Genomic DNA, 26,479 nt, shown 5'->3' on the forward strand with positions numbered 1-26,479 from the left:
ACTGATGGCGCGATATTGCAGTCACACCACATAACCCTGTGGGAGCGAGCAAGCTCGCTCCCACAGGTTTTTTCAGGCAGCGGCAGGACGCAGGGAGTAGGTCTTCAACTGATCGGCGAAGTCGCGCAGGGACTGAATACCGCTGGCTTCGGCTTCGTGTACCCAGTCCTTGATGGCCGCCAGCATGTCGTGACCATTTGAGCTGGTCTTGACCCAGATCTGCTGCAGGGCCAGGCGTTTCTCGTAAATTACCTTCAGCGCCTGACTGTGCTCGAGCATGTTCTGGATGCGTACATGGTGTTTGTCATCCAGCAGGCTGGTCTCCCGCGAAAGCAGGCGTTTGGCCCGGTGGAACTGGTGACGTACCGAGTGATCGACCTTTTCCAGCTCTTGCTTGACCAGCGGGCCGATCACCAGTTTGCGGTACTGGGCCATGATCTGGAAACGGTTGTTGAGGATCGCCATGGCGGTGTCCATGTCCAGATTGCCCTTGCCTTCGACGCGATGGGCAATCGGCGCAACCCGCTGGACCTTGGCCAGGCGCAGGAAGCTGAAGACTTGAATCCACGCCCAGCCCAGGTCGAATTCCCACTTCTTCACCGACAGTTTTGCCGAGTTAGGGTAGGTGTGATGGTTGTTATGCAGTTCTTCACCGCCAATCAGGATGCCCCAAGGCACCAGGTTGGTCGCCGCATCGCGGCATTCGAAGTTGCGGTAGCCGATGGCATGGCCCAGGCCATTGACCACGCCGGCGGCCCATACCGGGATCCACATCATCTGGATGGCCCAGATGGTGATGCCGATGGTGCCGAACAGCAGAAGGTCGATAACGCCCATGATCGCGATGCCGAGCAGCGGGAAGCGGCTGTAGAGGTTGCGCTCGATCCAGTCTTCGGGGCAGTTCTTGCCGTAGATGCGCAGGGTCTCCGGGTTTTCCGCTTCGGCGCGGTACAACTCGGCGCCTTTGCGCAGCACCGTGGACAAGCCCTTGATGACCGGGCTGTGCGGATCATCAACGGTTTCGCATTTGGCGTGATGCTTGCGGTGGATGGCGGTCCACTCGCGGGTGTTCTGCGCCGTGGTCAGCCACAGCCAGAAACGGAAGAAATGTTTAAGGCCCCCATTCAGCTCCAGGGAGCGATGGGCGGAGTAACGATGCAGATAGACCGTGACGGCGATGATCGTGACGTGGGTCATCAGCAGGGTGACTGCTACCAGCGACCAGGGCGACAAGCCAAGAAAACCTTCGTACCACATAGGCTGTAGGGCCCTCGATAAAGAAAAAACAGCCGTTGCATTATCACTAAGCCCACACAGAAAACCAGTCGCCCTTTCAGATAAGAGTGGCTGGATGTGTCTTTTAACTATAATTCCAACCTTTTTGTAGGGACATGGATCGCCGGATGTCTGCCACCTATCGCGATGCCTTGCGCGCAACGCTGCTCTATCTGTTGCTTTCTGTGGTTTGGCTGCAGATCAGTGGCTATTTATTAAACAGTTTCTTCGATAGCTCTGCCGAGCGACTGCGATGGCAACTGATCAACGGTTATGTCTGGGTGCTGTTCAGCGCCGGGTTGATCTTCATTGCCCGGGCGCGGTTGCTGCGGTGTCTGGGTATCGGCGCCAAACTGCGTGAGCGCGATGCCGACCGCATGCGCTTGCGCCAGGCAGCGGCTGTGTTCGACTGCACCCGCGAAGGCGTGCTGGTCACCGATCGGGAAGGCGTGATCGTCCATGTAAACCGGGCGTTCATGGAAATCACCGGTTACGGGTGTGAGGACGTGCTGGGTCAGCGGCCCAATCTGTTCAAGTCCGGGCGACATTCCCCTGAGTTCTATCAGGTGATGTTTGCCACGCTCGCCAGTGTCGGGGAGTGGAGTGGGGAAATCTGGAACCGGCGCAAAAGCGGCGAGATTTACCCGCAATGGCAAACGATCCGACTGATCCACGACGATTTCGGCCGGCCGAGCCAATATGTGGCGGTATTTACCGACATCAGTGCAATCAAGAACTCCGAACACGAGCTGATGCACCTGGCGCACCACGATCCGCTGACCGACCTGCCGAACCGCCTGCTGTTCACCGACCGTGCCGAACAGGCCCTGGCCTCGGCACAGGTGCACAAGCGTGGCTGCGCGCTGCTGATGATCGATCTCGATCACTTCAAGATGATCAACGACAGCCTCGGGCACACCATTGGCGACCAGTTGCTCAAAGCTGTGGCCGAGCGCCTGGGCGCCATGTTCGGCCCGGGCATCACCCTGGCCAGGCTGGGCGGAGATGAATTCGCCGTGCTCGCCGAAAGCTGTCCGCAACTGGTTCAGGCCGCTGCGTTGGCCCAGCGGATCATCGACGGCCTCAAAGCACCCTTCTCAATCGATGACCATCAGTTGTTCATCAACACCAGCATCGGCATCAGCCTGTTCCCCAGCGATGCCTTGAGCGTCGAGCAACTGCTGCGCAATGCCGACTCTGCACTGTTCAAGGCCAAGAGCACGGGACGCAATGATTATGCCCTGTACACCGAAGAGCTGACGGCCCACGCCCAGCAACGGGTGGAGATCGCCTTCGAATTGCGCCGCGCCCTGGACCGGCATGAGCTGCGGGTCCATTACCAGCCTGTTCACGACCTCAAGACCCGTCGCCTGATTGGCGTCGAGGCGCTGGTGCGCTGGCAGCACCCGCAGCGGGGCCTGGTGTCGCCGGCGGAATTCATTCCGGTCGCCGAACGCACCGGTCTGATTGCTGAAATCGATGCCTGGGTCATGGCGCAGGCGTGCCGGCAGATGTGCCAGTGGCAGCAGGACGGGGTGGTGCTGTCGTTCGTCGCGGTCAACGTTTCTTCGCGCCTGTTCGCCCGTCGTGAGCTTTACCAGCAGGTGGCGCAGGTCCTGCGCGAAACCGGGCTGGAGCCGGCGTTTCTGGAGCTGGAAGTCACCGAAAGCGCGGTGATGGAAGACCCGGAAGTCGCACTGGAACAAATGCATCGCCTGCGCGAGCTGGGTGTGCGCCTGGCCATCGACGACTTCGGCACTGGCTATTCATCGCTGCTGCGACTCAAGCGTCTGCCGGTGCAAAAGTTGAAAATCGACCAGGGCTTCGTCGCCGGATTGCCGTGGGATGAGGACGATGCGGCGATTTCACGGGTGATCATTGCCCTGGCCCAGAGCATGGGCATGCAGGTGCATGCCGAGGGGATCGAGCAGGTCGAACAGGCTGCTTTCCTCCTCGAACAGGGATGTGATCTGGGGCAGGGTTACTGGTTCGGGCGGCCGGTGCCGGCGCTGCAGCTGGATTGGGCTCATGCCCCGGTCATCACCTGATTTACAAAACCCCTGTGGGAGCAAGCTCACTCCCACAGGTTTTTTGTGTGTCTGAAAGAGGGGGATTCACCTCAAGCCCTTGTCCCTCCAGTTAATCTCTTCTGGTTATATAAACATTCTTAAATAGTCTTTTTAAGAATATCTACACCTCTCTAGTATTGCTCTCAAGCCGCAAGCAGTGCCGACACTGCGAGGCAACCTCTCAGTTGAAGGAGCAGCAATATGAGCGCATCCCTGCGTAGCGTCGACGGTCAAGACGAAGCCACCATCCTGCGTGAAATCCAGAGTGCCCTGCGCGATCTGCGCTTTGGTGCCGTGGAAATCACCGTGCACAACGCCCAGGTGGTGCAGATCGAACGCAAAGAAAAATTCCGTTTGCAGCAGCCGGGCAACAAGCCGGGCTGAGGCGAATCAGGCAACGCGATATCCCATAAGAAAAAGCCAACAATCCAAGAATTCCAGGAGCTTTCACCATGTCGTCGATTCGTCATTTCGCTTTGGCCGCCCTGGCCAGCGCCCTTTTTGCCGGTTCCGCCGTTGCCAAGGACTACGAGCTGCTCAACGTGTCGTATGACCCGACCCGCGAGCTGTACCAGGACTACAACGCCGAGTTCATCAAGTTCTGGCAGAAAGATCACGCAGGCGACACCGTGAAGGTCCAGCAATCCCACGGCGGTTCGGGCAAACAAGGTCGGGCGGTGATCGATGGTCTGCGTGCCGACGTCGTGACCCTGGCCCTGGCCGGTGATATCGACGAAATCGCCAAGCTCGGCAAATCCCTGCCTGCCGACTGGCAAAAACGCCTGCCGGACGCCAGCACGCCTTACACCTCGACCATCGTGTTCCTGGTGCGCAAGGGCAACCCTAAAGGCATCAAGGACTGGGGCGACCTGGTCAAGAATGACGTCTCGGTGATCACGCCGAACCCGAAAACCTCCGGCGGTGCACGCTGGAACTTCCTCGCGGCCTGGGCCTATGGCCTGAAAGCCAATGGCGGCGACGAAGCCAAGGCCAAGGAATACGTACAGACCCTGTTCAAGCACGTGCCAGTGCTGGACACCGGCGCCCGCGGCTCGACCATTACCTTCGTCAACAACGGTCAGGGCGACGTATTACTGGCCTGGGAAAACGAAGCCTTCCTGGCCCTGAAAGAAGAGGGCGGCGCCGACAAGTTCGACATCGTCGTGCCTTCGCTGTCGATTCTCGCCGAGCCACCGGTGGCGGTGGTCGACAAGAACGCCGAGAAAAAGGGCAACGAACAGATCGCCGAAGCCTACCTCAAGCACCTGTACAGCCCGGCCGGCCAGGAAATCGCGGCGAAGAACTTCTATCGTCCACGTGACAAGGATGTAGCCGCCAAGTACGCCCAGCAGTTCCCGAAACTGGAACTGGTGAGCATCGACAAGGACTTCGGCGGCTGGAAAACCGCACAGCCGAAATTCTTCAATGACGGGGGCGTGTTCGACCAGATCTACCAGGCACAGTAATCTTAAATAGCCATCAACGAGCCCCGGATTCACCTCCGGGGCTCAGTGCGTTCTCAACCAAGGACTTTTATGTCGCGTCGTATCTCCCCCGTCATACCCGGCTTCGGGCTGACGCTGGGCTACACCTTGGTGTACCTCAGCCTGATTGTGCTCATACCACTGGCGGCGATGTTCGTGCATGCCGCTCAACTCACCTGGGATCAGTTCTGGGCAATCATCTCGGCACCACGGGTGCTGGCTGCGTTGAAGCTCAGCTTCGGCACCGCCCTGTGTGCCGCGATCATCAACGGCATCATCGGCACGCTGTTGGCCTGGGTATTAGTGCGCTATACCTTCCCTGGACGAAAAGTGATCGATGCAATGATCGACTTGCCGTTCGCATTGCCCACGGCGGTGGCCGGTATTGCACTGACGGCGTTGTACACCCCTACCGGTCTGGTCGGTCAGTTTGCAGCGGATCTGGGTTTCAAGATCGCCTACACCCCTCTGGGCATCACCCTTGCCCTCACTTTCGTGACACTTCCATTCGTAGTACGTACCGTACAGCCAGTATTGGCGGATATTCCTCGTGAAGTCGAAGAAGCGGCGGCGTGCCTAGGGGCAAAACCATTGCAGGTTTGCCGCCATATCCTGCTGCCGGCACTGCTTCCGGCATGGTTGACCGGTTTCGCCTTGGCCTTTGCCCGCGGGGTCGGCGAATATGGTTCGGTGATTTTCATCGCCGGCAACATGCCGATGAAAACCGAGATTCTGCCGCTGCTGATCATGGTCAAGCTCGACCAATACGATTACACCGGCGCTACCTCCATTGGTGTACTGATGCTGGTGGTTTCCTTCGTCCTGTTGCTGCTGATCAACTTGTTGCAGCGGCGCATCGAAACCCCATAAGGAGGCGCACCATGTCCCAATCGTCTATTGCTGCCGCTTCCTCGAACGCTGCCCGCCGTGGCAGTGCGACTTCGCGGCGAATCCTGATCGGCCTTGGCTGGCTGATTTTTGCGCTGTTCCTGCTGCTGCCGCTGTTCATCGTGGTGTCCCAGGGCCTGAAGCTCGGCCTCGGGGCGTTTTTCACCGCGATCTTTGAGCCGGACGCGCTGTCGGCGCTGAAACTCACGGTCATCGCCGTATTGATTTCGGTGCCGCTGAACCTGGTGTTTGGCGTCAGTGCCGCGTGGTGCGTGAGCAAGTACTCGTTCCGTGGCAAGAGCATGCTGGTGACACTGATCGACCTGCCGTTCTCGGTGTCGCCGGTGATCGCCGGTCTGGTCTATGTGCTGATGTTCGGCGCCCAGGGCCTGTTCGGCCCTTGGTTACAGGACCACGACATCCAGATCGTCTTCGCCCTGCCGGGCATCGTGCTGGCAACGATTTTCGTCACCGTGCCGTTCGTGGCCCGTGAGCTGATCCCGCTGATGCAGGAGCAAGGCACCCAGGAAGAGGAGGCCGCGCGCCTGCTCGGCGCCAACGGCTGGCAGATGTTCTGGCACGTCACCGTGCCCAACATCAAATGGGGCCTGATCTACGGCGTGGTGTTGTGTACCGCGCGGGCCATGGGGGAGTTCGGTGCGGTGTCGGTGGTTTCCGGGCACATTCGCGGGGTGACCAACACTCTGCCGCTGCACGTCGAGATCCTCTACAACGAATACAACCACGTGGCCGCGTTCGCCGTGGCGAGCCTGTTGCTGATCCTGGCGCTCTTCATCCTGCTGCTCAAGCAGTGGAGCGAAAACCGTATTAACCGCCTGCGCGCCAGCGCCGCGGAGGAATAATTCATGTCGATCGAAGTGCGTAACGTCAGCAAGAATTTCAACGCGTTCAAGGCGCTGGACAACATCAGCCTGGACATCCAGAGCGGCGAACTCGTCGCGTTGCTCGGGCCGTCAGGCTGCGGCAAGACCACGCTGCTGCGGATCATCGCCGGCCTGGAAACCCCGGATCAGGGCAACATCGTGTTCCACGGTGAAGACGTTTCCGGCCACGACGTGCGGGATCGCAACGTCGGTTTCGTGTTTCAGCACTACGCCTTGTTCCGCCACATGACGGTGTTCGACAACGTCGCATTCGGCCTGCGCATGAAGCCGAAAAACCAGCGTCCGAGCGAAAGCCAGATCGCAACCAAGGTTCACGAACTGCTGAACATGGTGCAACTGGACTGGTTGTCGGATCGCTACCCGGAGCAACTCTCCGGCGGCCAACGTCAGCGCATTGCCTTGGCCCGAGCGCTGGCGGTGGAGCCGAAAGTGCTGTTGCTCGACGAACCTTTCGGCGCCCTCGACGCCAAGGTCCGTAAAGAGCTGCGCCGCTGGTTGGCGCGACTGCACGAAGACATCAACCTGACCTCGGTGTTCGTGACCCACGACCAGGAAGAAGCGATGGAAGTCGCCGACCGTATCGTGGTGATGAACAAGGGTGTGATCGAGCAGATCGGCTCACCGGGCGACGTCTACGAAAACCCGGCCAGCGATTTCGTCTATCACTTCCTCGGTGATTCGAACCGACTGCACCTGGGCGAAGACAAACACGTGCTGTTCCGCCCGCATGAAGTGTCGCTGTCACGCCATGAACTGGAAGATCACCACGCCGCTGAAGTGCGCGATATTCGTCCGTTGGGCGCGACGACGCGGGTGACGTTGAAGGTCGAAGGGCAGAGCGATCTGATCGAGGCCGAAGTGGTCAAGGATCACGACAGCCTGGTCGGGTTGGCGAAGGGAGAGACGCTGTTCTTCAAGCCGAAGGTCTGGCAGAAAGTCGCCAACATCTAAGGTCAAAAGATCGCAGCCTGCGGCAGCTCCTACAGGGGTGCAGCTTTCCTCTGTAGGAGCTGCCGCAGGCTGCGATCCTTTAAAGCGGCCTAAGCCGCCGCATTTTTGCGATTGACTCGAACACCCCCTGCCCGCGCCTCGATCTGCTCTTTCAGGTCATGCCGCATCCCCAGCATGAACGCCAACTCGGCCACCACAAACAACGGCCCGACAATCAACCCGGTCACGTCATCGACAAATGCCGGCTTGCGCCCTTCGTAGTGATGGCCGACAAACTGGATCGCCCAGCCGATCACGAACATCGCCACGCCGCTGCCCAGCCAGACCAGCGTGCTTTGTTGCGCCAGCACCTGACCTGCCCAGACACACAGCCCGAGCAACACCGTCATCAGCACCCCAAGGCGCAGTTCAAGGCGCAGGTAAAACCACGCTGAGGCCAGCGACACCAGCACCGCCGGCGAAAGCCAGCCCCCGGCCCACTGCGGACGTGACAGCAGCACGGCCACGGCCACCACGATCAGTGGAATACCGATAAAGTGCGAGGCAATGTTGCGCGGGTCACGGTGGTAGGCGGCGTATTGACTGAGGTGGTCGACGAGGCTTTTCATTGTTGTTCTCCTGTGGGGTGATTGATCATGCCCCGGGGTCACTTCCCGCTCTGTCAGCCAGGCGACAATCTCTAGGAGTTTTCATGGATATGCAGGTCTGGCGTCCACGCCTGATGAGCGGTCAGTGGTTCAGCCATTTGCCTGTTTCCCTACAGGATAGCCTGCTGTCGGCGGCCAGGCTGCGGCGCCTGTCGCCGGGTCAGCGGCTGTTCAAACGTGGCGATCCGCCCTGCGGCCTGTACGCGGTGCTTGAAGGCGCAGTGCGCGTCGGTGCCGTGAGCGAGCAGGGCAAGGAAGCGTTGCTGAGCCTGGTGGAGCCGCCGCACTGGTTCGGCGAAATCTGCCTGTTCGATGGCCAGCCACGCACCCACGATGCCTACGGCGTGGGCCAGTGCACACTGCTGCATATTCCCCAGAACACCTTGCTGGCGCTGCTCGACGAGCATCCGCAGCACTGGCGACATCTGGCGTTGCTGATGAGCCAGAAATTGCGCATGACCTTCATCAACCTCGAACAACTGAGCCTGTTGCCGGCCCCGGCACGGCTGGCGCATCGCTTGCTGATGATCGCCGAAGGCTACGGCGAGACCGCTCCCCCGCGCCGTGTTCTGCAACTGCCCCAGGAACAGTTGGCGTCGATGCTGTCTTTGTCACGTCAAACCACCAATCAAATCCTCAAGGATTTGCAAGGGCAGGGGATCCTGAATCTCGGCTATGGCGAGATCGAGATTCTTGATGCGCAGAGGTTGCGGGCGTTGGCGATGGTCTGATGCCTGATGCCTGATGCCTGATGCCTGATGCCTGATGCCTGATGCAGGGTGTCAGTAAATACAACTGGATTACAGATCACATATGCACCAAATACGATGCATAAATAAGTAATTTCAGAATATGCACTGTATGTGATGCAGCCTGGTCAAAGGCGGATCAGCGCAACCCATCCCGAAACTGCCCCGGCGTCATTCCCGTCCAGCGCTTGAAGGCGCGGCTGAAGCTGCTGGTGTCGGCAAACCCGAGCAGATAACTGATTTCGCTCAACGAACATTGTGGGTCACGCAAGTGCAGCAGCGCCAGATTTTCACGGCTTTCGTTTAGCAGCGTGTCGAACCGGTAGCCTTCATCGGCCAGGTGTCGCTGCAGGCTGCGCAGGCTCAGGTGCAGGGCCTTGGCGATGTGTTCGGCGCTGGGTTCGCCTTCGGGCAGTTGTTCTTCAATGGCGTCGCGGACCTTGCGTTCCCACGTCAGCGGCTTGAGTTGCGCCAGGGTGCGATTGAGCACGGTTTCATTGTGCTCGGCCAGTTCCGGGTTGGCGTCGTCCAGGTGGCTGTCGAAGTCGACGAGGGCGAATTCCAGTCGGTCTTCGTCGGCGCCGAAGTGCACGGGTGAGCGAAAGACTTTATGCCATTGGTGCGCGTCTGCCGGCTCCGGGCGGCGCAGGTAGGTCGCCAGCGGCGCGTAGTCGCGACCCAGGCGATTGCGGCAAGTGCGCACGTAAATCGCCATGAACGCGTCGATGGCTTCGAAGGCCGGGGCCGGATTACCCATCGGAACTTTCAGACGGAAACAGTAGCGATCTTCGACGCGGGTCAGCTCCAGCTCCAGCGCATCGCTGACCACTTGGTAATAGCGCACGATGCGCTCGAACACTTCACGCAGGCTGCCGCTGGCCACCAGCGCATAACCCAGCGCATGGAAGGTGGTCGGGCTGACGAAACGCGAAACCCGCAAACCGATCGCCGGGTCGCCGCTGGCCTGAACCGCCAGATTCCACAGGTGCGTGGTGCCCGACAGCGGGTAGCGCGCGTTCGGGTCGTCCATCAGTTGCGGGTCGAGCCCCGCTTGGTGGCACAGGGCGGTGCTGTCGATGCCCAGGGCATCGAGTTGCTTGCGCAGGGCGCGGGTCCAGCTGGCGAGGGAGGTCGGTTCAGTCATGCTGATTGGCGCTTCCGGTCAACAGGTTGGCGTTCTCGGCTACCGCCTTGCAGAGGTTCCCAAGGCAGGATGCAACCATCAATAACCAGAGGATGGAAGCATGAGTGGTACTTCTGCAAGCCCCCAACGACTGAATGCAGCTCAACGATCGGCCAAAATCCGTGAAGTGGTGCTGGCCAGAGGCGTCGAGCTGCGTGAGCAATACCCGATTCTCAAACATCAGGACGCCCTCGGCGCGGGCATTCTGGCCTTCGCCCTGGCCGGCATGGTCGGTTCGGCGGCGCTCTACATGACCGGGCACATGGCGTGGTGGGCGTGCCTGCTGCTCAACGGTTTTTTCGCCTCGTTGACCCATGAGCTGGAACACGACCTGATCCACAGCATGTACTTTCGCAAGCGGAAGGTGCCGCACAACCTGATGATGGGGTTGGTGTGGCTGGCGCGCCCGAGCACCATCAATCCGTGGATTCGCCGCCATCTGCACCTCAATCACCACAAGGTGTCGGGTTCTGAAACCGACATGGAAGAACGCGCCATTACCAACGGCGAACCATGGGGTATCGCGCGGTTTTTGATGATTGGCGACAACATGATGTCGTCGTTCATCCGCATGCTGCGGGCCAAGACCTGGGCCATGAAGTTCAGCATCATTTACCGCACGCTGAAGGTCTACGCACCGCTGGCGCTGATGCATTGGGGCGCGTGGTACGTGTTTCTCGGTTTCCACGCAGCGAACGGCGTTGCACATCTGATGGGCGCACCGATCGAATGGTCGGCAACGACGTTGTCGGTGATGCAGGTGATCGACATCGCGGCGGTGGTGATCATCGGCCCGAATGTGTTGCGCACATTCTGCCTGCACTTCATCAGCTCGAACATGCACTACTACGGTGACGTGGAACCGGGCAACGTGATGCAGCAGTGCCAGGTGCTGAACGCGTGGTGGCTGTGGCCGTTGCAGGCGTTCTGCTTCAATTTCGGCAGCAGCCACGGGATCCATCACTTTGTGGTGAAGGAACCGTTCTACATTCGGCAGATGACTGTACCGGTGGGGCACAAGGTGATGCGTGAGATGGGCGTGCGGTTTAATGATTTCGGTACGTTTGCGCGGGCTAACCGGTTTGAGGGCAAGGACGAAGTGGTCGGAGAGAAGGTGCGTACGGCTCAGGCTTGAGGCTTGTCTGTAAGGGCCCCATCGCGAGCAAGCTCGCTCCCACATTTGATCTTCAGTGGACACATAGTTTGTGAACAACTGAGATCCCCTGTGGGAGCGAGCTTGCTCGCGATAGCGGTGGTTCAGGCTGAATCAATCCGGCTGAAACGGCGACTCACTCAGGATCACCCCAGTCTCATCCACATACCGCTGCCAATGCTCGATCAAGGCATCAAGCTTCTGCGGTTGGCTCGACGCCAGGTCATGAATCTCCCCCGGATCACTGCCAAGGTCATACAGCTGCCAGGTCGCCGGCCCCACCGGCCCCGGGATGTACACCGCCTTCCATTGCCCTTGCCGAATCGCCCGTCGTCCAAACAGTTCCCACCCGGTGACGGTGTGCTCGTCATGCACTTGCGCCGTCTCACCCGACAGGAACCCAAGCCACGACTTGCCGCGAACTTCCGCCACGGGTTTGCCGTGCCATTGCTTGCCCGGATGGCGCACGCCGGCAAGATCCAGAATGGTCGGCGTGATGTCCATCACCGTGCCAAACCCGTGGCTGATCTGGCCCTTGAGCGGCAGCTGCGGGTAGTGCACCAGCGCCGGAACACGGATCCCGCCTTCGGTGGTGAAGGCCTTGAACAACCGCGATGGCGCGGTCGCCACTTGCGCCCAGTTCGGCCCGTACCAGACATAGGAGTTGGCGCGGCCGATATTGTCCAGGGTGTTGTCGTAATACTGGTTGAGATAGGTCAGCAACTGCGGGCCGAACTTCGGAAAGGCCTCCAGCAACGCCCCTTCGGCGCCGTTATCGGACATGAACAGGATGAAGGTGTTGTCCAGTTGCCCTTGCTGGCGCAAGTAATCGACGACCCGCCCGATGTTCCAGTCCATGCGCTCGACCATCGCCGCGTAAACCTCCATGGCCCGCGCGGAAATCTGCTGTTGCTCGTCGCTCAGGGCATCCCATCGTGCAGTCAACTGGATCAGCGGATGCGGTTCGACATCGGCCTCGATCAGCCCCAGTTTCTTGAGCTTTTCCAGGCGCTCAAGTCGCAGCACTTCAGGACCGGCGTCATAGCGCCCGCGGTATTTTTCCACCACATCGGCCGGCGCCTGCAACGGCCAGTGGGGGGCGGAAAACGGCAGGTAGGCGAAGAACGGCCGGGACTGGTCGCGCTCCTTGAGGTATTGCAGCAGCTTGTCGCCAAAGGCATCGGAGGAATAGAAATCCTTGGGCAGTTCATCGATGAATTGGTCGTCTTCGATGTACAGCGCCGGGGTGGATTTGAGCAGCCGTGGCGTCGTTTCATCGTAGGTCGGCTCGAAACCGTAATGGTTGGCGGCGCCGGGCAGCAGCGAAAACGAACGCTCGAAACCCCGGGCGTGGGGCGCCCGTTCAGCGGTCAGGCCCAGGTGCCATTTGCCGCTCATCAAGGTCTGGTAACCGGCCTCGCGCAGCAGCTCGGGCAGGGCAACCACGCGATCGTTCAGGTGCCCTTCGTAACCCGGTTTGCCGATCAGGTCCGGGGTCAATGCTTCGGCCATGGTGCCGATGCCGGCGATGTGGTGGTCGGTGCCGGTCAGGAGCATCGAACGGGTCGGCGAGCAGGTGGGCGCGGTGTGGAAATCGGTCAGGCGCAGGCCATTGTTGGCCAATGCATCGAGGTTCGGCGTGCTGATTTCGCCACCGAAGGCGCCGATGTCGGAAAAGCCCAGGTCATCGGCCAGGATCACTAGAAAATTGGGACGTTGCGGCATCAGGAATTTCCTTTTTCAGTAGGCAATGAAGGACAGCGGCAGATCGCGGACCTGCACCGGCACGTGGGGCTGGTAGTGATCGTCGCTGGTGAGTTCGTGAAGCAGTTCTTCGCGCAATTGGTGGAAGTCGAAACTGCTGCGCTGGCGCGGATGGGGCAGGGCGATGTCGACCACTTGCTTGATCCGCCCCGGACGCGGCTCCATCACCACCACGCGGTCGGCGAGGAAGATCGCTTCCTCGACATCGTGGGTGACCAGCACGGTGGTGATTTTTGCCCGGGCGCGGATCGCCAGCAGTTCGTCCTGCATCTGCTGGCGGGTCAGCGCATCGAGGGCGCCGAAGGGCTCGTCCAGCAGCAGAATCCGTGGGCTGGCCACCAGGCCGCGAGCAATGGCCACGCGCTGCGCCATGCCGCCGGAGAGCTGGTGCGGATAGGCGCGGGCGAAGTCGCCCAGGCCCACCAGTTCGATGAAGTCATGGATGCGCTTGTGCTTTTGCGTAGCGCTCAATGGCTCGTTGACCAGGCCCAGACCGATGTTGTCGGCCACGCTTAGCCACGGGAACAAGCGGTGTTCCTGAAAGACGATGCCGCGCTCGCCGCCGATGCCGGTGACGGCTTTTCCGTCGACGCTGATCTGCCCGCGAAATTGCGTATCGAGGCCCACCAGCAGCCGCAGCAAAGTGGACTTGCCGCAACCGCTGGAGCCAACGATGGCGACGAATTCGCCCTCGGCGATGTCCAGGTTGAACTCGCGAATGGCCTCAAGTGTGAAGCCGTCGACGTCGAAGGTTTTACCCACGTGATTGAAGCTGACAATCGGTGCGTTCATGCGTGTCTCCAGCGAGTGGCGCGGATTTCCAGGCGTTGGCCAATAAGGTTGAGCAGGGCACCGGTCAGGCCCACCAGCAGCATGCCGGCCATGATCAGGTCCATGCGCAGCAGTTGCTGGGCGCCGATCATCTGGCTGCCGATGCCACCGTTGGACGGCATGAAATACTCGGCGCCGATGGTGCCGAGCCAGGCATAGATCAGGCTCAGGCGAAGTCCTGCAAAAATCCCCGGCGCCGCGCCCGGTAGCACCAGTCGGCCGAGGCGCTGGCGCAGATTCAGGCGCAACACCTGCGCGGCCTCGTTCAGTTGCGGCGACAGGTGGGCGACGCTACGTTGAGTGGCGATAAACAGCGGAAAAAAGGCGGCCAGGGCAACGAACACCCACTTGGCCAATTCCCCCAGACCGAACCACGCGGTGAGCAGTGGCACCCAGGCGAATATGGCGATCTGGCGGATGGCGGCGAGGGTTGGGCCGAGCACGCGTTCACTGGTGCGCGACAACCCCAGCAGCAACCCCAAGGCAAACCCGAGCCCGCCACCGAGCAGCAATCCACCAAGGGTTCGGCCCAGGCTCAGGGCCATGCCGCCAAGCAGTGTGCCGTCGAGCAAACCATCCCGAGTGGTCTGCAGGACGGCCAGCGGGCTGACCAGAATGTTCGCGTCAATCCACTGCTGATCCGAGGTCAGTTGCCACAACGCCAGAAGCGCCAGTGGCAGTAGCCACGGTTGCAATCGCTGCCAGCCTTGATAACGCGGCCCGCGACGGATTTCGGCGGTGGCCGGGTGCGGCCAGTGCACCAGGTTCCTGTCCAGCAGACCGATGCCGCGATCCATCGCCACGCCGATCAAGCCGATCACCACGATGCACACGAACACGATGTCGAGCATGAACAACTGCCGCGCCCAGACCATCAGGTAGCCAATGCCTTCGCTGGAAGCGAGCAGTTCAACTGCGAGCAGCGAAGTCCAGCCGGCGGCCAGCGCGAGGCGCACACCGGCCATGAATGCCGGCAGCGCGGCAGGCAACACCAGGTGGCGGATCAACAGGTGCCTGGGCAGGCGCAACACGGCGGCGGCTTCGCGCAGCTTGGGTTGTGCATCGCGCACACCGACCAACGTGTGCAAGGTCACCGGCACCACGATGGCCTTGATCAGCACCACCAGTTTCAGCACTTCGCCGATGCCGAAAAACACCATGAACAACGGAATCCAGGCCAGGGTCGGGACTTGGGCCAGCCCGGCGAAGGTTGGAAATACCAGGCGCTCCAGTCGACGACTGAAACCCAGCGCCGCACCCAAAACAGCACCTGCGCTGATCCCGGCCAGCAGCCCCCAGAACAAGCGTTGCAGGCTGATCCACAAATGGCTCCACAACTCGCCTTGGGACAGTTCAACCGCGCTGCTCCAGACCAGGCTCGGCGCCGGCAGGATCTGCTCGCTCATCCAGTGATTGCGGCTGGCGAGCCACCAGAGCGTGAACAGGGTGATCGGCAGCAACCAAGGCAACAGCCGACGATTCAGGCTGGGCCAGAGGCGCTGGTTTTCCAGTGGTGGCGCGGCCAGCGGCAGGCTGAGAAGGGAAACACGGGCCATGGATGACCTCCGTTGTCGGCGTATGCAAAATCGATCTATAAAAATTCAAATCAATGCTATTGAGAGATAAGCAAAGCCATTTAAGGCCTCCAGCTCAGCTGCATCCAATGCATTCGAAGAATATTTTCGATGCCGTTCCTGCATACCTGGCCAAGAGCCCCGGATGCGTTGATATAGATCTAAATGGTCTAAAAATGTGAATTTATAGTATTTAAGTGTTGGTTCCACTTCGGCCTACTTTCGGCTTCTCAACGCCGTTGCCCAAGGAGCCGCACCCATGAACCTTCCCTTCAAGCGTGTCATCAGTCTGTTCGCCGCACCGGCCCTGGCAGGGCTGCTGGCTTTCACGGCCAACGCCGATGAACTCAAGGAAATCCGCATCGCCGTGCCGGATCTGAGTGCCGGGACCCAGCACAGTGGTGGCGGTGTCGTGGATGTGCTGCGTGATCAACAGATCTTCGAAAAGGCTTTCGCCGATCAAGGCATCAAGATTCAGTGGAGTTTCTTCAAGGGCGCAGGCCCGGTGATCAACGAGGCGTTTGCCAACGGTCAGGTGGACCTGGCCTACCTCGGCGATCTGGCGGCCATCATCGGCAAGTCCAATGGCCTGGATACGCGACTGCTCAGCGCCTCGGCGCGCGGGGTGAAGCATTACCTCGGCGTGGTGCCGGGTTCGGGGATCAAGACCCTGCAGGACCTCAAGGGCAAACGCGTGGCCATCTTCCGTGGCACCGCCAGCCAGTTGTCCTTCGACGCGGCATTGGCCAGCCAGGGGTTGAGCGAGAAGGACGTGAAAGTCATCAACCTCGATTTCAACGCGGCGGTGGCGGCGCTGGCGGCGAAGCAGATCGATGCCTCGTGGGGCGGTTCCGGGCTGACGGCGCTGCAAGCCAAAGGGCTGGCCGAGTTGCCGCTCAATACCAAGGATCTGGGCGGCGCCGGCAGTGTGCAGGCGGTGCTGATAGGGACCGGGAAGTTTGTCGATGCGCATCCGGAGGCGGTGGCGAAACTGCTCAAGGCCCAACAGCAGGCCGTGGAGTGGCTGACCCAGGACAGCAACAAGGACGCCTACATTCAGCTGGTGTCTGGGTTGGCGAGTTATCCACCGGTAATTCTTTCTCAGGATCTGAAGGATCAGAAGCTGAGCGAGGTTTTCCCGTCGACGCTTGATCCGGTGTTCCTCGGCAAATTGCAGGATGCGGTGGATTTGGCTTCGCAGCAGAAGCTGATTCGCAAGTCGTTCAAGGTCAGTGACTGGGTGGCGCCGGAGTTGGCGGCTGCCAAGCTTTGAATCTTCAGTGAGCTCACTGGCCCCATCGCGAGCAAGCTCGCTCCCACACTGACCGTGTGAACACCGGAGATCCCCTGTGGGAGCGAGCTTGCTCGCGATGGGGCCATCAAACCGCGACGCTGACCTGCTGCCTGTCGATCGCCACCAACGTCTCGATCATCGCCCGCGCCGCCGGTGACAAGCGGAACCCGGTGCGGCTGACGATCCCGCAGCGCGCATTCATGCTCTCGATGTTCTGCGGCAGGTTGCGCCAGTGCAGCAACACCAGTGAACCCTGGGCGATGTCCTCGACAAACGCCTCCTCGGTCCCCACGCCAATCGCATTCGATTGCAGCACCACTTTCACCAGCGCCGGAAAATGCTCGGTCTCGATGCTCGGTGAAAAGTCCACCCGCCCACTGAGGTTCGCCAGCAGTTTGCGAATGCCCGGCGGGATCATCGTGGTCGCCAGGGGGTAATCGAACATGTCGTTGGTCGACAGGCTCTCCTTGGCCAGCAGCGGGTGCCCCGGCCGACAGAAAAACACACCGCGTTTGGGCGTCAGGGCCTGGGTCTGGAAGTTCGGGTCGGACTCGAAATGACGGATGTCGGCGATGAAGAATTCGATCTCCTCGCGGCTCAGCGCACGGCTGAGTTTTTCCCAGTTATCCACCTCGAAACAGGTGCGCACTTTCGGGTGCGCATTGATGAACTGTGCCACTGCATCCGGCACCAGTTTCACCGCCGGTGCCGGGCCGCAACCGAAGCGCAGTTCACCGGCATCGAGCTTGGTCATCTGCGTCACTTCGGAACTGAGCAACGCCGCACCCTGCACCAGGCTGCGGGCATGTTGCAGTACCACCAGGCCTTCGGGAGTGGGGCGCAGATCCTTGTTGCCACGGTCCACCAGGACGCAGCCGAACTCGTGTTCGAGCCCCTGAATGCTGCGGCTGAAGGCCGGCTGGGTAATGCCCATGGCCTCGGCCGCGCGCACGAAACTGCGGTGTTCGTCGAGGGCGATGAAGTAACGCAACTGGCGAAGATCCATATGCTTTTCCGGCATCCTAAAAATAGCTCGAAGGCATTTGCGACGAGGGTTGACTGAGGTTTTAAATGCAACCTCTTATTCCGTCAACGAAGCATGTAGATATCTATTAGATCTAAATAGAATATAGATAGAGCAGTGTTTCGCGGCCGGTTCAACCGCAAGCAGTCTGATGAGGGTCTACCCATGAGCAATGCCGCTTTCGCAGTACAACCCGCTGTTCACGCGCTTGAAATCCATCCGGTGGCCGGTCGCATCGGTGCCGAAATCCGTGGCGTACAGCTTTCCGGCGAGCTGGATGCCGCCACTGTTGAAGCCATTCAACAGGCACTGCTGCAATACAAAGTGATCTTCTTCCGCGAGCAGACCCAGCTCGACGATCAGCGCCAGGAGGCGTTCGCCCACCTGCTTGGCGAACCGGTGGCGCACCCGACCGTACCGGTGCGCGAAGGCACGCGTTTTCTGCTGGAACTGGACGGTGCCGAGGGCCAGCGCGCCAGCTCGTGGCACACCGACGTGACCTTCGTCGAGGCCTACCCCAAAGCCTCGATCCTGCGTTCGGTGGTGGCTCCGGCTTTCGGCGGCGACACTCTGTGGGCCAACACCGCCACCGCCTATGACGGGTTGTCGGTGGAGCTGCGTGAGCTGGCCGACAAACTGGTCGCCGTGCACAGCAACGAATACGACTACGCCGGCACCCGGCCTGACGTCTCGGCCGAGAAGCTGGAGCGTTATCGCAAGATCTTCACTTCGACCGTCTACGAGACCGAACACCCGGTGGTCCGCGTGCACCCGGTCAGCGGTGAGAAGAGCCTGTTGCTGGGGCATTTCGTCAAACGGATCAAGGGCTATTCCCAGGCCGATTCGGCGCACCTGTTCGGCTTGCTGCAAAGCCATGTGATCCGCCAGGAAAACATCGTGCGCTGGCGCTGGAAGGCCGGTGATGTGGCGATCTGGGACAACCGCTCCACCCAGCATTACGCGGTGGATGACTACGGGACCCAGGACCGCATCGTGCGCCGTGTGACGCTCAAGGGTGAAGTGCCAGTAGGTGTGAACGGGCAGGTCAGCCAGACGGTGAAAGGGCCGGATATCGACGGCGTCTGAGCCGATGCCTTCGCAAGCAAGCTCGCTCCCACACTGACCGTGTGAACACTGGAGATCCCCTGTGGGAGCGAGCTTGCTCGCGATGGCGGCCTGGCAAGCAACAAAGAATTTACTTTGATCGGGAACCCCGCCTTATGAGTCCGTTGCACGTCGCTTCAACCTCTTCACCCCAACGGCTCAAACGCCTGCCACTGGCCTTGTTGCTGGCAGGCTGCGCCAGTTGGACCCAAGGCTATGCGGCCGAAAGCGCTACCCCGGAAAGCACCCCCGTTAAAGCAGCCACGGCCGACAGCGCACAATTGGAAACCGTGACAGTCACCACTCGCCGCCGTGAAGAAAGTTCGCAGGATGTGCCGACGCCGATGAGTGTGGTCAGTGGCCAGACCCTGGAAATCCAGCGGGTCTATCGCATCCAGGATCTGCAGCAGCTGGTGCCCAGCGTCAACGTCGCCTACATGCATGCGCGCCAGTCCAGCGTGTCGATCCGTGGCCTGGGCAACAACCCGGCCAGCGATGGCCTGGAAGGCAGTGTCGGCCTGTACATCGACAACGTTTACCTCGGCCGCCCCGGTATGGCCGTATTCGACCTGATGGACATCGAGCAGCTCGAAGTGCTGCGCGGTCCGCAAGGCACCTTGTTCGGCAAGAACACCACGGCGGGCGTGATCAACATCAGCACCCGCGCGCCGACCTTTACCCCTGAACGCAGCATCGAGTCTTCAGTGGGCGAGGACGGCTACTTCCAGACCAAGGGCACGATTTCCGGCCCGCTGAATGACGAGCTGGCGGGACGCTTTTCCGCGTATCGCACCCGCAGCGACGGCGATATCAAGAACGAATTCGATGGCCACGATTTAAATGGTGGCTCCCGCGATGGCTTCCGTGGGCAGTTGCTGTTCAAGCCCAACGAGTCATTCAACCTGCGCTGGATCGGCGACTACAACGAGGAAGATTCCAGCGCCGGCACTCGGGTGTTGTTCAACACCGGCCCGACCATCAATGGCACCAACCTGTATCAGGCCCGGGCCAACGCGGCGGGTGCGACACTGGTTGACGGCACGCATCGCAAGGTCAATCTGAACAACGACCAGCACGTCACCGTGCATCAGGGCGGTACTTCGGTCGAGGCCAACTGGACGCTGCCAAGCGACTTCACCCTGACCTCTATCAGCTCCTATCGCTGGTGGAATTTCACCCCGCGCAACGACGACGGCCTGAACGTAACCGCCTTCCGCAACGCCGGTGTTTCGGTGGAGGATAAGCAGTATTCCCAGGAGTTTCGCCTGGCTTCGCCTGCCGGTGGATTCTTCGATTACGTGCTCGGCGCCTACTACTTCGGTTCCGACCTGGACAACAAATCCTTCACCTTTTACGGCCCGCAAGCAGACATCTGGAACGGTACGCCAAACGGTGCATTGAACAACGTCGACAGCGTCGGCAATGGTCACATCGAAACCAACAGTTTCGCGCTGTTTGCCCAGGGCACCTGGCACTTGACCGAACGCCTGGATTTCACCGCCGGTCTGCGCGGCACCTATGAAGAGAAAAACGCCTGGGTCACCCGTGATGCGCCGGTGGGTGGTGCAGCGGTTACCGGTGCGGCCGCCGCAGCGAGGCGCGGTCGTGCCGGTGCTTTCGACTCCGGCGATCTGAATCAGTACAGCTCCAGCCCTTCGGGTTTGTTGAACCTGAGCTACCGCCTCACCGACGACCTGCTCACTTATGCCACCTTGTCCCATGGCGAAAAATCCGGCGGGGTCAATCTGGCGGTGGGCACGGCACCGGTTGCCGGCGCCGACTCGCTGCTGATCGGCACCGAGCGCGCCAACAACGCCGAGCTCGGTTTCAAGAGCACCCTGTGGGACCGTCGCCTGCAACTCAACGCCAACCTGTTCTGGACCCAGGTCAACGGCTACCAGACCAACGCCTACGACGACGTCAATCGTGTGCAATTCCTGACCAACGCCGGTTCCGTGCGCTCCCGTGGCGTGGAGTTCGAAAGCACCCTGATCCCGCTGCGTGGCCTGACGCTGAACATCAACGGCTCGTACAACGACGTCAGCTATCTCTCCTACAAGGATGCGCCGTGCCCGCCGGAAGTCAGCCTGGCGCCGGGTGCTCCAGCGTCCTGCGACCTCAGCGGCCATCAAGTGGTCGGCGCCTCGAAATGGATCGGCAACGCCAACGGCGAATACAAATGGAACCTGAGCAACGGCTTCGAAGAGTACGTCACCGCCAGCTATGCGTTCCGCTCCAAAGCGGTGGGCACGGTGGAAGGTTCCGACTTCGGGCAGATCCCGAGTTATGCGGTGGTCAACTTGTCCACCGGCCTTCGCGGTGACTTCAACCAGGGGCAGTGGGACGTTTCGCTATGGCTGAAAAACGCCTTCGACAAAACCTACTACACGACGCTTTGGACAGCCGCCAACGGTGGTTATGAAGGCCTGCTCGGCACACCGCGGACGCTGGGCGTGACCGGTCGATACGACTTCTGACGACGAAAAACCATGCCTTGGATGAATACTTTCAATGCGGGCAAGGCATCGTTTTCTTTCCACTACGCCGGAGCCCTTGAACGGCGGGCTCTGGCGGTAGATTGAAGGTTTTATATATTCGCTTAAGGTCTAAACATAAGTTTAAACATTACTTTAAGAACTAAGCGTTCAAGCCAATGATTGCTCTACCAGGACGTCGTCGGGGGCTGTTCAGTACGACGTTCCGGTAATTCGCAAAGAGACTGCAGGGAGTTAAACAATGGGCAATGTCCAGATCGCCGCCGGCGCACATGAAGTGCTGTGGCGCCAGGCACCCGGTGGTGAGTTGGTCGACCTCGGCCGACCGCATCGGGTGCCCTTGGGCCAGTTGCGTTTGCAGCGTGCGCCCAAAGGCGTCCTTCGTCGACGGGAAGCGATCGTGCTGGGCGTGCTGGCGTTGCTGGTGCATGGCGCGGTGATCTATTGGGTCAATCAGCAACCGACCACCGTGCTGCCCATCGTGCCACCGGAGATTCCGCCGATGACCATCGAGTTCTCGCGTCCGGCGCCACCGGTGGTCGAGCCGCCGCCACCGCAGCCTGTCCAGCCTGTGGTGGAGCCGCCTCCTCCCGTGGAAGACGAACTGGCGGTGAAACCACCTCCACCGAAGCCGGTTCCCAAGCCCAAACCTGTCGCCAAACCGGTAGCGAAGCCGGCGCCAAAAGCCGTTGAACAACCACCTGCGCCGCCACAACCGGCAGCGCCTGTCGCGGCCCCGGCGCCACTTGCACCGCCGGCGCCCGCACCTGTGACACCGGCCTCGGCCACCGCCGGCTACTTGAAAAACCCGGCGCCGGAATACCCCTCGCTGGCCCAGCGTCGCGGTTGGGAAGGCACGGTGTTGTTGCGTGTGCACGTGCTGGCCAGCGGCAAGCCCGGCGAGATCCAGCTCCAGAAAAGCAGCGGTCGCGATGCACTGGACGAAGCCGCGCTGAACGCGGTGAAACGCTGGAGTTTCGTGCCGGCCAAGCAAGGTGATGTCGCCCGGGACGGCTGGGTCAGCGTGCCCATCGATTTCAAGATTCATTAAACCGAAACCAATTTCGCGCGAAACGTTTACACGAGGAATACACCATGACGTTACTGGCATCTCCACTTGAATCCATCGAAAGCGCGGTGATCTGGCTGCTGGTGGTTTTTTCCGTCGCGACCTGGGGCCTGGCATTGCTCAAGGGCGTGCAGTTCGGTCGCCTCAAGGCACAGGATCGAAAGTTTCATCAACAGTTCTGGGCTGCTTCGAGCCTCGACTCGGCGGCGGAGCTGAGCGAAACCAGGCCCGGAGCGGCAGCCCGGGTTGCACAGGCAGGTTATGCGGCCATCCAGGTGGGCGAGGTGCCACAGGCGGCGGACTTGAGCCAGGTGATCAATCATCAGGATCGTCTGGAGCGTGCCTTGCGTCAGCAGATCGTGCGCGAGCGCCGGTCGCTGGAAACCGGGTTGGCGGTGCTCGCGAGCATTGGCAGCACCTCGCCGTTCATTGGTTTGTTCGGCACGGTGTGGGGAATCATGGAAGCGTTGAAAGGCATCAGTGCGGCGGGCTCGGCAAGCCTTGAAACGGTCGCCGGGCCGATTGGCGCGGCGCTGGTCGCCACCGGCGTAGGGATCGCCGTCGCGGTGCCGGCGGTGCTGGTTTACAACTATTTTTTGCGTCGTTTGAAACTGACGGCGGCGGACCTGGATGACTTCGCCCACGACTTCTACAGCCTGGCGCAGAAGAGTTCGTTCCGTGTGCTGATCCACCCGACGGCGCACAAGGTGGCGGCCCAGGGCAGTGCGCAGAAAGTGAAGGAGGCGTCCTGATATGGCCTTCTCCACGCAAGACACCGATGAGGTGCTCAGTGAGATTAACGTGACGCCGCTGGTGGATGTGATGCTGGTGTTGCTGGTGGTGTTCATCGTCACCGCACCGCTGCTGACCAACGCTATTCCGATCAACCTGCCCAAGACCGAAGCGGTGGCGCCGGTGGAGCAGAAAGACCCCTTGGTGGTGAGCATCGACGGTGCCGGCAAACTGTTTATCAACAAGGACGAGATACAGCCGGACTTGCTGGAGTTCAACCTCAAGTCGGCGAAGGCCAAGGACCCTGAGGTGCGCGTGCAGTTGCAGGCGGACGATGGGGTGAATTACGGCGAGGTGGCGCGGGCCATGGCGTCGATCGAGCGGGCAGGGATTACCAAGTTGTCGGTGATTACCGCGCGTTAACAGATTTTCGTTTTCCGGGGCCGTCTCCTTGGCAGGGTGCGGCCCTTTTTTTTCCTCTGTTTCAGCAACACCACCAATCCCACAGGTTTTGTATTTTATATTCGATTTGAGTCTTAATAAATAGCTTCTTATTCCTTAACGAATATAAATCCTCTCCCTATACTCGACCGGGAACAGACACGCAGCAGGAGAGCTCCCCCATGCGCAACGAATCAATTCGCTACCTGATTGTGCCGGGCTGGCAAGGATCGCCAGAAGATCATTGGCAAAGCCACTGGCAGAACAGCCTGCCGAACAGCGCACGGGTGGAGCAGGCCGACTGGCTGACGCCGCGTCGTGAAGACTGGGTCGCGGCGCTGGCCGAGGCGATTGCCGCCGACAGCACGCCGGTGATTCTCATTGCCCACAGCCTGGGTTGCATTACCGTCGCCCATTGGGCCGCGAGCGCCCCCGTGCAGTTTTTGCGTCAAGTGCGCGGCGCCCTGCTCGTCGCGCCGGCCGATGTCGAACGTCCGGCCTGCGCGCCGGCCTTGCGCAACTTCGCGCCGATCCCGACGGATCTGCTGCCGTTCCCCAGCCAGGTTGTCAGCTCCGACAACGACAGCGCCGTCAGTGCACCGCGGGCCCTGGAGCTGGCGCGTAACTGGGGCGCCGAGGCGGGGATTCTGGCGGGGGCAGGGCATATCAACGTGAAGTCCGGTCACCAGCGTTGGGAGCAGGGTTTTGCCTATCTCTATCGCCTGCAAAACCGCATGGAACACCGCGCCCTGCGCCGCGCCTGAACACTTTCCTTATTTAACGCCCCCGTCTCTCGGCGGTTTTGGGCGGGAGTCTGCCATGAGCTTTGAAACCTTCGGTCAGCCGCTGCTGACCTTTCCCGATGCTGAAAAAAGCCCCCTGAGCATCCGCGCCAAGGCGCTGGTGTTTGTCGATCCACGTTCACGGCAATTACGTGAAGACCTTGAGCAACTGGCCACGCGTTCAGTGTCAGTGCTGATCCGGGGCGAAACCGGCACCGGCAAGGAATTGCTGGCCCGCCATATCCACCGCGCCAGTGATCGCGGCGGGTTGTTCGTGTCGGTCAACTGCGGGGCCATCAGCCCGACCTACGCCGACGCCGAATTGTTTGGCTATGCGGCGGGCAGCTACAGCGGCTCGGCGAGCAGCCGCGCCGGGTGGTTCGGTTCGGCTAACGGCGGCACGCTGTACCTGGACGAAATCGGCGACCTGCCGCTGCCGATCCAGACCAAATTGCTCGCCGCCCTGGAAAACCACGAAGTCACCCGCGTCGGCGCTCACCAGCCAAGCCCGGTGGATGTGCGGCTGGTGGCGGCCACCAGCATCGATCTGGCCCAGGCGGTTGCCGTCGGAAAATTCCATGAACGGCTCTATCACTACCTCAGCGAAGGCCAGCTCGAACTGCCGGCACTGCGCGAGCGTACGGGTGACATCCTGTCGCTGGCCGAATACTTCCTCGGGATCTACAGCCAGCGTCTCGACTTGCCCGTGCCGCTGATCAGCGAAGCGGCGCAGCTTGTGCTGGAGCGCCACAGTTGGCCGGGCAATACCCGGGAGCTGGAAAACATCATTCACTTTGCGCTGTTGGTGAGTACGGGCGACGAGATATTGCCGGAACATTTGAACCTGGCGGAGCCCTCGATTTCACTCGAAAAGATCGAGCAACACATTGTTTATACAAGCAAAAATGGCACAGCCGGCGAGCGTTCGGCACTCAAGCGCTTGCTGGAAAGCCTGACGCAGACGCTTTAATGCGCTGTATGAACAAAATGGAATATGAAGCTGAATAAACGTTATTGTTCGGGAATAAAAAATCCCGGTATTGTCCGCTTCACGCCAGCGATAGCACTTCACTGGCACTCTCATATTCAAGCCGTCGCCACAAGCGACTGTGATTCTCGATAAGGACACTGCATGAAAAAGGTTCTGTTGTTCACCGCACTGGCGGCTGCCCTGACCACGGGCCTGGCCCAGGCTGGCGAGAAACTGGTGGTTGCCGCGACCCCGGTTCCACACGCCGAGATTCTCGAGCTGATCAAGCCAACCCTCGCCAAAGAAGGCGTGGACCTGGAAATCAAAGTGTTCACCGATTACGTTCAGCCGAACGTGCAGGTCGACCAGAAGCGTCTGGACGCCAACTACTTCCAGACCCTGCCGTACCTGAAGAGCTTCAACGAAGGCAAAGGCACTCACCTGGAAACCGTGATCGGTGTTCACGTTGAACCTTTCGGTGGCTACTCGAAGAAAGTCAAAACCCTGGCTGAACTGAAAGACGGCGCGACCATTGCCATCCCGAACGAAGGCAGCAACAGCGGTCGTGCCCTGATCCTGCTGCAGAAGGCTGGCCTGATCGAGTTGAAAGACCCGAAAAACGCCCTGGCCACGCCGAAAGACATCGCCAAGAACCCGCACAACTTCAAGTTCAAAGAGCTTGAGTCCGCGATGTTGCCGCGCGTGCTGGATCAGGTCGACCTGGACATGATCAACACCAACTACGCGCTGGAAGCAGGCCTGAACCCGGCTAAAGACGCTCTGGTGATCGAAGGTGCCGATTCGCCTTACGTGAACTTCCTGGTGGCCCGTCCGGACAACAAGGACAGCGTTGCCATCCAGAAACTGGCCAAGGCCCTGACCAGCCCGGAAGTGAAAGCCTTCATCGAGAAGAAGTACGGCGGCGCGGTACTGCCGGCGTTCTGATTCGCGAAGCAAACCCCTTCAAAGTTTCCCGCGCCGACGGCTGATTTAGCGTCGGCGTCTTTTTTGGGCGTTCGATTTACTTGTGGTGAGGGCGCTCCTTGCCACAAAAAACAACTTCAGTGCCTGCTGTAAAGCCTTCAGGCCGGCTTG

General features: G+C 60.4%; 24 protein-coding genes. 17 read left to right on the plus strand and 7 right to left on the minus strand.

The genetic code is table 11. From position 1 onward, the window contains the following. Positions 1 to 72 precede the first annotated feature (72 nt). Positions 73 to 1,257, minus strand: a complete 1,185-nt coding sequence (gene desA, locus AABM52_RS01045) for a delta-9 fatty acid desaturase DesA (protein WP_347910009.1) — start codon at positions 1,255 to 1,257, stop codon at positions 73 to 75. A 146-nt stretch (positions 1,258 to 1,403) separates the two neighbouring features. Between desA and dibA the strand changes: the two genes are divergently transcribed. From dibA to AABM52_RS01075, 6 genes are all read left to right on the plus strand, one after another. Next, complete coding sequence (gene dibA, locus AABM52_RS01050) at positions 1,404 to 3,323, plus strand: phosphodiesterase DibA (protein WP_347910010.1); 1,920 nt, start codon at positions 1,404 to 1,406, stop codon at positions 3,321 to 3,323. A gap of 222 nt (positions 3,324 to 3,545) precedes the next feature. After that, positions 3,546 to 3,728, plus strand: coding sequence for a sulfur starvation response protein OscA (gene oscA, locus AABM52_RS01055; protein ID WP_007975618.1), 183 nt, complete (start codon positions 3,546 to 3,548; stop codon positions 3,726 to 3,728). A 68-nt stretch (positions 3,729 to 3,796) separates the two neighbouring features. After that, positions 3,797 to 4,810 (plus strand): sulfate ABC transporter substrate-binding protein, encoded by a 1,014-nt coding sequence (locus AABM52_RS01060; protein WP_007994492.1) that lies wholly within the window; start codon positions 3,797 to 3,799, stop codon positions 4,808 to 4,810. Between the two features lie 69 nt (positions 4,811 to 4,879). After that, positions 4,880 to 5,698 (plus strand): sulfate ABC transporter permease subunit CysT, encoded by an 819-nt coding sequence (gene cysT, locus AABM52_RS01065; protein ID WP_347910011.1) that lies wholly within the window; start codon positions 4,880 to 4,882, stop codon positions 5,696 to 5,698. Positions 5,699 to 5,709: 11 nt separating this feature from the next. Continuing rightward, positions 5,710 to 6,579 carry a sulfate ABC transporter permease subunit CysW gene (gene cysW / locus AABM52_RS01070; RefSeq protein ID WP_007972954.1) on the plus strand — a complete coding sequence of 290 codons (870 nt, stop codon included), beginning with the start codon at positions 5,710 to 5,712 and terminating at the stop codon, positions 6,577 to 6,579. Positions 6,580 to 6,582: 3 nt separating this feature from the next. Continuing rightward, entirely contained in the window at positions 6,583 to 7,572 is a 990-nt protein-coding gene (locus tag AABM52_RS01075) for a sulfate ABC transporter ATP-binding protein (RefSeq protein ID WP_347910012.1), read from the plus strand. A gap of 89 nt (positions 7,573 to 7,661) precedes the next feature. On the opposite strand, the gene AABM52_RS01080 is transcribed toward AABM52_RS01075, so the two are convergent. Beyond that, positions 7,662 to 8,180 (minus strand): Mpo1-like protein, encoded by a 519-nt coding sequence (locus tag AABM52_RS01080; RefSeq protein WP_347910013.1) that lies wholly within the window; start codon positions 8,178 to 8,180, stop codon positions 7,662 to 7,664. Positions 8,181 to 8,263: 83 nt separating this feature from the next. On the opposite strand from AABM52_RS01080, the gene AABM52_RS01085 reads away from it, so the two are divergent. Continuing rightward, entirely contained in the window at positions 8,264 to 8,950 is a 687-nt protein-coding gene (locus AABM52_RS01085) for a Crp/Fnr family transcriptional regulator (RefSeq protein ID WP_347910014.1), read from the plus strand. Between the two features lie 157 nt (positions 8,951 to 9,107). Here AABM52_RS01085 and AABM52_RS01090 read toward each other — a convergent pair whose 3' ends face one another. After that, positions 9,108 to 10,112, minus strand: coding sequence for an AraC family transcriptional regulator (locus AABM52_RS01090; RefSeq protein WP_347910015.1), 1,005 nt, complete (start codon positions 10,110 to 10,112; stop codon positions 9,108 to 9,110). Positions 10,113 to 10,212: 100 nt separating this feature from the next. On the opposite strand from AABM52_RS01090, the gene AABM52_RS01095 reads away from it, so the two are divergent. After that, complete coding sequence (locus AABM52_RS01095; protein WP_347910016.1) at positions 10,213 to 11,286, plus strand: fatty acid desaturase; 1,074 nt, start codon at positions 10,213 to 10,215, stop codon at positions 11,284 to 11,286. A gap of 132 nt (positions 11,287 to 11,418) precedes the next feature. Here the strand turns inward: AABM52_RS01095 and AABM52_RS01100 are convergent, their stop codons facing one another. Genes AABM52_RS01100 through AABM52_RS01110 form a run of 3 tightly spaced genes read right to left on the minus strand, consistent with a single transcriptional unit; the run spans position 11,419 to position 15,455 of the window. Beyond that, positions 11,419 to 13,029 (minus strand): arylsulfatase, encoded by a 1,611-nt coding sequence (locus AABM52_RS01100; protein WP_347910017.1) that lies wholly within the window; start codon positions 13,027 to 13,029, stop codon positions 11,419 to 11,421. Positions 13,030 to 13,044: 15 nt separating this feature from the next. Beyond that, entirely contained in the window at positions 13,045 to 13,860 is an 816-nt protein-coding gene (locus tag AABM52_RS01105) for an ABC transporter ATP-binding protein (protein ID WP_347910018.1), read from the minus strand. Next, a complete protein-coding gene (locus AABM52_RS01110; protein ID WP_347910019.1) occupies positions 13,857 to 15,455 on the minus strand; it encodes an ABC transporter permease subunit in 1,599 nt (532 codons plus the stop codon). Before AABM52_RS01110 ends, AABM52_RS01105 begins: the two co-directional genes overlap by 4 nt. A 277-nt stretch (positions 15,456 to 15,732) precedes the next feature. Between AABM52_RS01110 and AABM52_RS01115 the strand changes: the two genes are divergently transcribed. After that, positions 15,733 to 16,746, plus strand: coding sequence for an ABC transporter substrate-binding protein (locus tag AABM52_RS01115; protein ID WP_347910020.1), 1,014 nt, complete (start codon positions 15,733 to 15,735; stop codon positions 16,744 to 16,746). 106 nt (positions 16,747 to 16,852) lie between these two features. Here AABM52_RS01115 and AABM52_RS01120 read toward each other — a convergent pair whose 3' ends face one another. After that, the gene (locus AABM52_RS01120; RefSeq protein WP_347910021.1) at positions 16,853 to 17,773 is read right to left on the minus strand and encodes a LysR family transcriptional regulator; all 921 of its coding nucleotides are present in this window, start codon (positions 17,771 to 17,773) and stop codon (positions 16,853 to 16,855) included. 183 nt (positions 17,774 to 17,956) lie between these two features. On the opposite strand from AABM52_RS01120, the gene AABM52_RS01125 reads away from it, so the two are divergent. The 8 genes from AABM52_RS01125 (at position 17,957) to AABM52_RS01160 (ending at position 26,329) form a co-directional block, all read left to right on the plus strand. Next, positions 17,957 to 18,877, plus strand: a complete 921-nt coding sequence (locus AABM52_RS01125; RefSeq protein WP_223502504.1) for a TauD/TfdA family dioxygenase — start codon at positions 17,957 to 17,959, stop codon at positions 18,875 to 18,877. Positions 18,878 to 19,011: 134 nt separating this feature from the next. Continuing rightward, positions 19,012 to 21,372, plus strand: coding sequence for a TonB-dependent receptor (locus tag AABM52_RS01130; RefSeq protein WP_347910022.1), 2,361 nt, complete (start codon positions 19,012 to 19,014; stop codon positions 21,370 to 21,372). 259 nt (positions 21,373 to 21,631) lie between these two features. Next, on the plus strand, positions 21,632 to 22,441 hold the full coding sequence (locus AABM52_RS01135) for an energy transducer TonB (protein ID WP_347910024.1): 810 nt from the start codon (positions 21,632 to 21,634) through the stop codon (positions 22,439 to 22,441). 44 nt (positions 22,442 to 22,485) lie between these two features. Next, complete coding sequence (locus AABM52_RS01140; RefSeq protein ID WP_347910025.1) at positions 22,486 to 23,211, plus strand: MotA/TolQ/ExbB proton channel family protein; 726 nt, start codon at positions 22,486 to 22,488, stop codon at positions 23,209 to 23,211. Position 23,212: 1 nt separating this feature from the next. Further along, a complete protein-coding gene (locus AABM52_RS01145) occupies positions 23,213 to 23,614 on the plus strand; it encodes a biopolymer transporter ExbD (protein ID WP_007972930.1) in 402 nt (133 codons plus the stop codon). 200 nt (positions 23,615 to 23,814) lie between these two features. After that, positions 23,815 to 24,396, plus strand: a complete 582-nt coding sequence (locus AABM52_RS01150; RefSeq protein ID WP_347910026.1) for an alpha/beta hydrolase — start codon at positions 23,815 to 23,817, stop codon at positions 24,394 to 24,396. 55 nt (positions 24,397 to 24,451) lie between these two features. Further along, positions 24,452 to 25,384: a sigma 54-interacting transcriptional regulator gene (locus AABM52_RS01155; RefSeq protein ID WP_347910027.1), complete on the plus strand. Its 933-nt coding sequence runs from the start codon at positions 24,452 to 24,454 to the stop codon at positions 25,382 to 25,384. Positions 25,385 to 25,546: 162 nt separating this feature from the next. Continuing rightward, a complete protein-coding gene (locus AABM52_RS01160; protein ID WP_347910028.1) occupies positions 25,547 to 26,329 on the plus strand; it encodes a MetQ/NlpA family ABC transporter substrate-binding protein in 783 nt (260 codons plus the stop codon). The last annotated feature ends 150 nt before the right edge of the window (positions 26,330 to 26,479 follow it).

The sequence above is a fragment of the Pseudomonas grandcourensis genome (assembly GCF_039909015.1).
GTDB lineage: Bacteria > Pseudomonadota > Gammaproteobacteria > Pseudomonadales > Pseudomonadaceae > Aquipseudomonas > Aquipseudomonas grandcourensis.

Bases quoted from the DNA above. Each gene is read 5' to 3' on its own strand.
- desA (WP_347910009.1), bottom strand. From the start codon at position 1,257: ATGTGGTACGAAGGTTTTCTTGGCTTGTCGCCCTGGTCGCTGGTAGCA.
- dibA (WP_347910010.1), top strand. From the start codon at position 1,404: ATGTCTGCCACCTATCGCGATGCCTTGCGCGCAACGCTGCTCTATCTG.
- oscA (WP_007975618.1), top strand. From the start codon at position 3,546: ATGAGCGCATCCCTGCGTAGCGTCGACGGTCAAGACGAAGCCACCATC.
- AABM52_RS01060 (WP_007994492.1), top strand. From the start codon at position 3,797: ATGTCGTCGATTCGTCATTTCGCTTTGGCCGCCCTGGCCAGCGCCCTT.
- cysT (WP_347910011.1), top strand. From the start codon at position 4,880: ATGTCGCGTCGTATCTCCCCCGTCATACCCGGCTTCGGGCTGACGCTG.
- cysW (WP_007972954.1), top strand. From the start codon at position 5,710: ATGTCCCAATCGTCTATTGCTGCCGCTTCCTCGAACGCTGCCCGCCGT.
- AABM52_RS01075 (WP_347910012.1), top strand. From the start codon at position 6,583: ATGTCGATCGAAGTGCGTAACGTCAGCAAGAATTTCAACGCGTTCAAG.
- AABM52_RS01080 (WP_347910013.1), bottom strand. From the start codon at position 8,180: ATGAAAAGCCTCGTCGACCACCTCAGTCAATACGCCGCCTACCACCGT.
- AABM52_RS01085 (WP_347910014.1), top strand. From the start codon at position 8,264: ATGGATATGCAGGTCTGGCGTCCACGCCTGATGAGCGGTCAGTGGTTC.
- AABM52_RS01090 (WP_347910015.1), bottom strand. From the start codon at position 10,112: ATGACTGAACCGACCTCCCTCGCCAGCTGGACCCGCGCCCTGCGCAAG.
- AABM52_RS01095 (WP_347910016.1), top strand. From the start codon at position 10,213: ATGAGTGGTACTTCTGCAAGCCCCCAACGACTGAATGCAGCTCAACGA.
- AABM52_RS01100 (WP_347910017.1), bottom strand. From the start codon at position 13,029: ATGCCGCAACGTCCCAATTTTCTAGTGATCCTGGCCGATGACCTGGGC.
- AABM52_RS01105 (WP_347910018.1), bottom strand. From the start codon at position 13,860: ATGAACGCACCGATTGTCAGCTTCAATCACGTGGGTAAAACCTTCGAC.
- AABM52_RS01110 (WP_347910019.1), bottom strand. From the start codon at position 15,455: ATGGCCCGTGTTTCCCTTCTCAGCCTGCCGCTGGCCGCGCCACCACTG.
- AABM52_RS01115 (WP_347910020.1), top strand. From the start codon at position 15,733: ATGAACCTTCCCTTCAAGCGTGTCATCAGTCTGTTCGCCGCACCGGCC.
- AABM52_RS01120 (WP_347910021.1), bottom strand. From the start codon at position 17,773: ATGGATCTTCGCCAGTTGCGTTACTTCATCGCCCTCGACGAACACCGC.
- AABM52_RS01125 (WP_223502504.1), top strand. From the start codon at position 17,957: ATGAGCAATGCCGCTTTCGCAGTACAACCCGCTGTTCACGCGCTTGAA.
- AABM52_RS01130 (WP_347910022.1), top strand. From the start codon at position 19,012: ATGAGTCCGTTGCACGTCGCTTCAACCTCTTCACCCCAACGGCTCAAA.
- AABM52_RS01135 (WP_347910024.1), top strand. From the start codon at position 21,632: ATGGGCAATGTCCAGATCGCCGCCGGCGCACATGAAGTGCTGTGGCGC.
- AABM52_RS01140 (WP_347910025.1), top strand. From the start codon at position 22,486: ATGACGTTACTGGCATCTCCACTTGAATCCATCGAAAGCGCGGTGATC.
- AABM52_RS01145 (WP_007972930.1), top strand. From the start codon at position 23,213: ATGGCCTTCTCCACGCAAGACACCGATGAGGTGCTCAGTGAGATTAAC.
- AABM52_RS01150 (WP_347910026.1), top strand. From the start codon at position 23,815: ATGCGCAACGAATCAATTCGCTACCTGATTGTGCCGGGCTGGCAAGGA.
- AABM52_RS01155 (WP_347910027.1), top strand. From the start codon at position 24,452: ATGAGCTTTGAAACCTTCGGTCAGCCGCTGCTGACCTTTCCCGATGCT.
- AABM52_RS01160 (WP_347910028.1), top strand. From the start codon at position 25,547: ATGAAAAAGGTTCTGTTGTTCACCGCACTGGCGGCTGCCCTGACCACG.